This window comes from Amycolatopsis sp. NPDC004079, from assembly GCF_040610415.1.
In the GTDB taxonomy this organism is placed as follows: Bacteria; Actinomycetota; Actinomycetes; order Mycobacteriales; family Pseudonocardiaceae; genus Amycolatopsis; species Amycolatopsis halotolerans.
The window spans coordinates 81470-87677 of the sequence record NZ_JBEXMH010000040.1 but is presented as its reverse complement, the minus strand read 5'-3'; the positions used below and the strand labels follow the sequence as shown (position 1 = coordinate 87677).

Sequence of the window (6208 nt, the reverse complement as noted above, 5' to 3'; positions counted from 1 at the left end):
GCCAGGCCGCCACCCCGCGGCCTGGCGCTTCTTGTCTGCGCACCCCGGATATTCAGGAAGAAGTCATGAGAAAGATCCTCAGCACGCTCGCCGTCGTTGTCGCCGCCACCGCGGGCCTTACGGCGTGCGGATCCTCGGACGCTTCCGGGGAAACCCTGCGCGTCGGCACCCTCACCGACGCCCCGCCCAGCATCTACCTCGAAAACGGCCAGTTCACCGGCTACGACAACGAACTCCTGCGGGACATCGCCAAGCGCGAGGGCTTCAAGGTCGATTTCGTCGGCACCGAGTTCTCCGGTCTGCTCGCCAAGGTCGCGGGCGGCCAGCTCGACATCGGCAGCTCGACGATCTCCGCGACCGCCGCGCGCAAGAAGACCGTGGCGTTCAGCAACGGCTACGACTCCAGCTTCACCACCGTCGTCAGCAAGAAGGGCGCCGCGCTGCCCGCCGCGAACTCGTTCGCGGGCAAGCGGGTCGGCGTCGTGCAGGGTTCGGTGCAGGACGAGTTCGCCGGCAAGCTCGCCGGCGCGCAGGTGGTCCGGTTCCCGGATTACAACGCCGGTTTCGCGCAGCTGAAGACCGGCGGTCTCGACGGCTGGGTCGTGCCGAAGGACATCGGGCAGAAGTACATCGACCAGAACCCGACGCTCCCGCTCGAGTTCGGCTACACCGTCGCGGACAAGGACACCCCGTCGGCCTTCGCGGTCGCCAAGTCGAACCCCGAGCTGCTGAAGAAGATCAACGACGGTCTGGCCAAGGCGATCGCCGACGGCACCGCGGCCCGGCTGCACGCGCAGTTCTTCAAGGAGGCTCCGGTCGCGAAGGAGCTGGAGAAGGGCGGCCCGGGCCTCCCGGTGGCGAACTCCTGATGCCGGGGCACACTGGTGGGATGAAGAAACTGATCGTCACCGCCGTCACCGCGGCACTGGTCGCCGGTCTCACCGCGTGCGGTGGCGACGGCGGCGAGACCCTGCGGGTCGGCACGCTGAGCGATTCCCGGCCCAACGCGTATCAGGAGAACGGCCAATTCACCGGCTTCGACAACGAGCTGCTGAAGGATATCGCCGCGAAAGAGGGTTTGAAGCTGGAATTCGTGGCGACCGATTTCTCGGCGCTGCTCGGCAGCGTCGCGAACGGCCGGTTCGACATCGGCAGTTCGGCGATCGCGCAGACCGACGCGCGCAAGAAGACGGTGGCGTTCAGCGATCCGTACAACTACCAGTCGCTCGGCATCGAGGCGAAACCGGCAGCGGGCATCACGGACGAGAACTCGTTGTCCGGCAAGCGGATCGGTGTGGTGCAGGGCACGGTGTCGGACACCTGGCTCGCCTCGAACGCGCCGAAGGCGCAGGCGGTCCGGTTCCCGAACGACGCGGCGGCGCTGAGCGCGCTGAAGTCGTCGGCGATCGACGGCGCGGTGTTCGACCAGGTGTCCGCGGAGGATTACGCGACGAAGAACCCCGAGCTGAAGGTCACCAAGGCGATCACCACCAACATTCCGCACGGGTACGCGGTGCGCAAGGGCAACACCGACCTGCTGGCCAAGCTGAACGACGGCATCAAGAAGGCCGTCGCGGACGGCACCTGGGCGAAGGTGCACCAGCAGTTCGAGCCGAGCATCCCGGTTCCCGCGGACTTCAAGACGAAGTAGCCTGATGGATCAGTTTTTCGACACTTTCCTGAACTGGCAGTACATCTGGGAAGTTTTCCCGGACCTGCTCAAGACCGGCCTGCTCAACACCCTGATTCTGTCGGTGGCGGCGGCTGTCATCGGAACCCTGCTCGGCATGGTGCTCGCGGTGATGGGTCTTTCCACCAAACGCTGGCTGCGCTGGCCCGCGCGGGTGTACACGGACATTTTCCGTGGCCTGCCCGCGATCCTGACGATCCTCGTGATCGGACAGGGCGTCGGCCTGCTCGCCCGCGGTTTGGTGGGCAACAACCCGTACCCGCTGGGCATCGCCGCGCTGAGCCTGATCGCCGCCGCCTACATCGGCGAGATCTTCCGCGCCGGTATCCAGAGCGTCGACAAGGGACAGCTGGAGGCGAGCCGCGCGCTCGGCATGAGCTATTCCAAGGCGATGCTGCTGGTGGTGATCCCGCAGGGCGTGCGGCGGGTGCTGCCCGCGCTGGTGAACCAGTTCATCGCGCTGGTGAAGGACTCGACCCTGGTGTACTTCCTCGGTTTCCTTACCTCGCAACGGGAACTGTTCCGCATCGGCCAGGACCTCGCGGCGAACACGGGCAACTTGTCGCCGCTGGTGGCCGCCGGGGTGGTCTACCTGGTGATCACGGTGCCGCTGACGCACCTGGTGAACTACATCGACAAGCGGCTGCAGACCGGTCGCAAGGTGACCGCGGAGAGCAACGAAATGCTCGCGGGTGGGACGGTATGAGTACAGCGATTCGTTCGTCTTCGGTGGAACTGAAGGACATCCACGTCCGATTCGGGACGCTGGAGGTCTTGCGCGGGGTGAACCTGAAGGTGCCGAGCGGGAGCACCACGTGCGTGATCGGCCCGTCCGGTTCCGGCAAATCGACCTTGCTGCGCTGCGTGAACCGCCTGCAAGAACCCGATAGCGGCGACCTGCTGCTGGACGGGGAGAGCGTCATCGCCTCGGATCCGGACGCACTGCGCCAGCGCGTCGGGATGGTGTTCCAGCACTTCAACCTGTTCGGACATCGAAGCGTGCTGGACAACATCGTGCTGCCGCTGCGCAGCGTGCGCGGTCTGTCCAAAGAGGACGCGATTGAGGTCGCCCGGGCGCGGCTGGCGGAAGTCGGCCTCGGCGACAAGGCCCCGTACCGCCCAGCCGCGCTTTCCGGCGGCCAGCAACAGCGTGTGGCGATCGCGCGTGCGCTGGCGATGGAACCGGAAGTGATGCTCTTCGACGAGGCGACGAGCGCGCTGGACCCGGAGCTGGTGAAGGGCGTCCTGGACCTGATGGCTGGGCTGGCTTCGCGGGGTCTCACTCTGATCGTGGTCACCCACGAGATGGGATTCGCCCGGAGCGTGGCCGACGAGGTCGCGTTCATGGACGCGGGACGGATCGTGGAGCAGGGGACGCCGCAGCAGGTGTTCGAGGCACCGGCTAGTCCTCGGTTGCAGCAGTTCTTGTCGCAGGTGCTGTGAGCGGCTGACCGTCCTCGCAGAGAACGAACCGCTCGCCGGCCCGCGCGGCTTCCCAGGCAACTCGGAGCCGCCGGGCCAGCGACGGTGCTACTCGTTGAGCTGCCTCGTCGATCGGCAGCAGATGGACGGCCAGGATCTCCGGATCGGTGAGGGTGAAGCGGCCGGTTTCCTCGGCGGAGGTTCGGCCGCCGTCGAAGATGAACGCGAGTCCTTCCGGCATCCGGCCGTCGTCCGGCGCGTAGTCGATGACCAGCAGCGGGCCGAGCGGGCGATCGATCCCGATTTCCTCGGCTTGTTCCCGGCGCGCCGTGCGCCACGGCGGCTCGCCCGCGTCGCACACTCCGCCGGGTATGTCCCAACTGTCCTTATAGGACGGCTCGACGAGCAGGACGCGTCCGGTTTCGTCGCGGAGCAGGGTGCCTGCCGACATCCGCTTCCGCGGCAGCGAGCGCACGTACTCGTCGAACGGCAGCAGCTCCACGGGTCCGCAGGATACCGGCGTCGCGCAGTCCCGTGCGGGATCGTGCGCCCCAGTCCCCTTCGGACGAACAGGTACCGTGAACCTCATGGGGACGATCTCGCAGCTCACGTATTACCCGGTCAAAGGCTGCGCGGGCACGACAGTCCAGTCCGCCGACGTCACCCCGGCCGGTCTCGCGCACGACCGCGAATTCATCGTCACCGCCCCCGACGGCGACTTCCGCAGCCAGCGCCGCTCGCCGATCATGGCCGCCATCCGACCGCGCGTCCTGGACGGCGGCACCCGCCTCACTCTGTCCGCGCCGGGGATCGAAGACCTGACCATCGAGGTCCAAAAGGACGGCCAACGGCACCCCGCGGCCACCTTCAACTGGACCGGCGAGGGCGTCCACCAGGGCACCGACGCCGCCGAGTGGTTCTCCGCCGTCGTCGGCCAGCCGTCGGTGCTCCTCGGCGTCACACCCGAACACGACCGGGTGACGAGCGGCGAAACCCCCGGCACCGCGAGGTTCGCCGACGGGCACGCGATCCTCGTGATCTCCGAGTCCTCTTTGGACCACCTGAACGAACGAATCGCCGAACGCGGAGCCGAACCCGTGCCGATGGACCGCTTCCGGCCGAACCTCGTGATCCGCGGCTGGGCGGAACCGCACGCCGAGGACTCCGTCCGGCGGATGGAAGCCGGCGGGGCCGAGTTCGCCTACGCGAAGCTGTGCGTCCGTTGCGCGGTGCCGATGGTCGACCAGGAAACCGGCAAGCGCTCCGGCCCGGAGCCGATTCGCTCGCTCGCCGCGTACCACCGCGACCCCGACGGCGGCGTCCTCTTCGGCATGAAGGCGGCGGTGACCCGGCCCGGTCAGCTGGCGGTCGGCGACGCAGTGATGGTGCATTCCTCAGCCGGCCCGATCCGCAGCACCGAAGCCGCCGAGCCGCCGTTGACCGCGACGGCCAGCTTGCCCGCCGAGTCGGTGTAGACGAGGTTCGCGCCGCGGGGCACGTCGGCGAAGGTCCGGCCGAGCGCGGCGGACACCGCGACGTGCTCGCTGTGCACCGTGACCTCACCGGTCAACCCGGTTAGATCGAGGTCGGCGGGGGTGGCGGCGAGCTGGACGTTGCCGAAATGGTCGACAGTCAGCACGTCCGAGACCAGCTTGCCCGGGAACGCGGCGACCATCGGTTCCGGCAGCCGAACCAGGTCGCGGATGGCAGGCCCGAAGGAGCCAGGGTGCGCGCCCATCGCGAGCCGTGCGGCTGTCGGGGCGAAGATGTCTCGGCCGTGAAAGGTCGCGGACGTCGGCGTGCGCACATCGATCACGTACGCCGCGTACACGCCGCCTAGCGCCTCTGCGGCGGGTAACAGCAGACCGTTGTCCGGGCCGACCAAGATGCCGTGCGTCGCGACCACCACGATGCCGCGACGCTCTGTACCGACGCCTGGGTCGACGACAGCGAGGTGTACGGCCTTAGGCAGCGACGGCACGGTCTGCGCGAGCACCGCCGCGCCTGAGCGCAGCTGCTGCGGCGGTACGAGGTGAGTCACGTCGAGAACGCGTACGTCGGGCGCGATGCCGGCGATGACCCCGTGGCAGGCGGCCACGAAGCCGTCGTGCAGCCCGTAGTCGGAAGTGAACGAGATCCAGCGGTAGGCCATGACCTGCATCATCCTCGTAGTGACGGCCGTCGGGTTAGGGTGCAGCAGTGACGACGCTCGCCGATTACCCGAAGATCGCCGCTGGAAAAGTCCGGGACCTGTATGCGGTCGGAGACGACCACCTGCTGCTGGTCACCTCGGACCGCATCTCCGCCTACGACTTCATCCTGGACACGCCTATCCCCGACAAGGGCCGCGTGCTCACGGCGATGAGCGTGTTCTGGTTCGAGCAGTTGTCGGACCTGATCCCGAACCACCTTGTCGCGTACGACGACCCGCGCATCCCTGCCGAGGTACGCGGACGCGCGCTGCTCGTACGCCGTCTCGACATGCTTCCGGTGGAGGCTGTCGCGCGCGGGTACCTCACGGGTTCCGGATATTCGGATTACCAGCGTACGGGCGCAGTGTGCGGCGTAGAGCTGCCTGAAGGTCTCGTCGAGGCCTCGAAGCTGCCGTCGCCGATCTTCACGCCCGCGACGAAGGCGGCGTTCGGCGAGCACGACGAGAACGTTTCGTTCGACGCAGTGGTCGCGACTATCGGTGCGAAGCGCGCGGAGGAGCTACGCGAGGCGACGCTCGCGGTGTACCGCCGTGGCGCGGAAGTGGCGGCGAAGCGCGGAATCCTGCTGGCGGACACGAAGTTCGAGTTCGGCGTGGACGAGACGGGCGCGCTGGTGCTGGCGGACGAAGTGCTGACGCCGGATTCGTCGCGGTACTGGCCGGCGGAGGGGTACGAGCCGGGAAGGGTGCAGCCGTCGTTCGACAAGCAGTACGTGCGCAATTGGCTGACGGGGCCGGAGTCGGGCTGGGACAGGGCGTCGAACGTGCAGCCGCCGCCGTTGCCGGAAGAAGTGGTGGAGGCGACGAGGGGAAGGTACGTGGAGGCGTACGAGAGGATGACGGGGTTGTCGCTGGAGGAGTGGCTGTAGGACAGGGGAAAGAGC

The 6208-nt window shown here is 67.7% G+C and carries 8 protein-coding genes; 6 read left to right on the top strand and 2 right to left on the bottom strand.

Annotated features, from left to right (window positions below):
• Positions 1-65 precede the first annotated feature (65 nt).
• From ABZX37_RS32545 to ABZX37_RS32530, 4 genes are read left to right on the top strand one after another with little or no spacing between them, the layout of a single operon-like run.
• On the top strand, positions 66-869 hold the full coding sequence (locus ABZX37_RS32545; RefSeq protein ID WP_354746064.1) for a transporter substrate-binding domain-containing protein: 804 nt from the start codon (positions 66-68) through the stop codon (positions 867-869).
• Between the two features lie 20 nt (positions 870-889).
• On the top strand, positions 890-1651 hold the full coding sequence (locus ABZX37_RS32540; protein WP_354746062.1) for an ABC transporter substrate-binding protein: 762 nt from the start codon (positions 890-892) through the stop codon (positions 1649-1651).
• A 4-nt stretch (positions 1652-1655) separates the two neighbouring features.
• Positions 1656-2396 carry an amino acid ABC transporter permease gene (locus tag ABZX37_RS32535; RefSeq protein WP_354746060.1) on the top strand — a complete coding sequence of 247 codons (741 nt, stop codon included), beginning with the start codon at positions 1656-1658 and terminating at the stop codon, positions 2394-2396.
• Entirely contained in the window at positions 2393-3133 is a 741-nt protein-coding gene (locus tag ABZX37_RS32530) for an amino acid ABC transporter ATP-binding protein (protein ID WP_354746058.1), read from the top strand. Before ABZX37_RS32535 ends, ABZX37_RS32530 begins: the two co-directional genes overlap by 4 nt.
• Here the strand turns inward: ABZX37_RS32530 and ABZX37_RS32525 are convergent.
• On the bottom strand, positions 3093-3614 hold the full coding sequence (locus tag ABZX37_RS32525; protein ID WP_354746056.1) for an NUDIX hydrolase: 522 nt from the start codon (positions 3612-3614) through the stop codon (positions 3093-3095). The genes ABZX37_RS32530 and ABZX37_RS32525 overlap by 41 nt on opposite strands.
• 85 nt (positions 3615-3699) lie before the next feature.
• Between ABZX37_RS32525 and ABZX37_RS32520 the strand changes: the two genes are divergently transcribed.
• Complete coding sequence (locus ABZX37_RS32520; RefSeq protein WP_354746054.1) at positions 3700-4587, top strand: MOSC N-terminal beta barrel domain-containing protein; 888 nt, start codon at positions 3700-3702, stop codon at positions 4585-4587.
• Here ABZX37_RS32520 and ABZX37_RS32515 read toward each other — a convergent pair.
• Entirely contained in the window at positions 4470-5264 is a 795-nt protein-coding gene (locus ABZX37_RS32515; RefSeq protein ID WP_354746052.1) for an SAM-dependent chlorinase/fluorinase, read from the bottom strand. The genes ABZX37_RS32520 and ABZX37_RS32515 overlap by 118 nt on opposite strands.
• 47 nt (positions 5265-5311) lie before the next feature.
• Here ABZX37_RS32515 and ABZX37_RS32510 point away from each other — a divergent pair, with 47 nt between their 5' ends.
• Entirely contained in the window at positions 5312-6193 is an 882-nt protein-coding gene (locus tag ABZX37_RS32510) for a phosphoribosylaminoimidazolesuccinocarboxamide synthase (RefSeq protein ID WP_354746050.1), read from the top strand.
• Positions 6194-6208 lie beyond the last annotated feature (15 nt).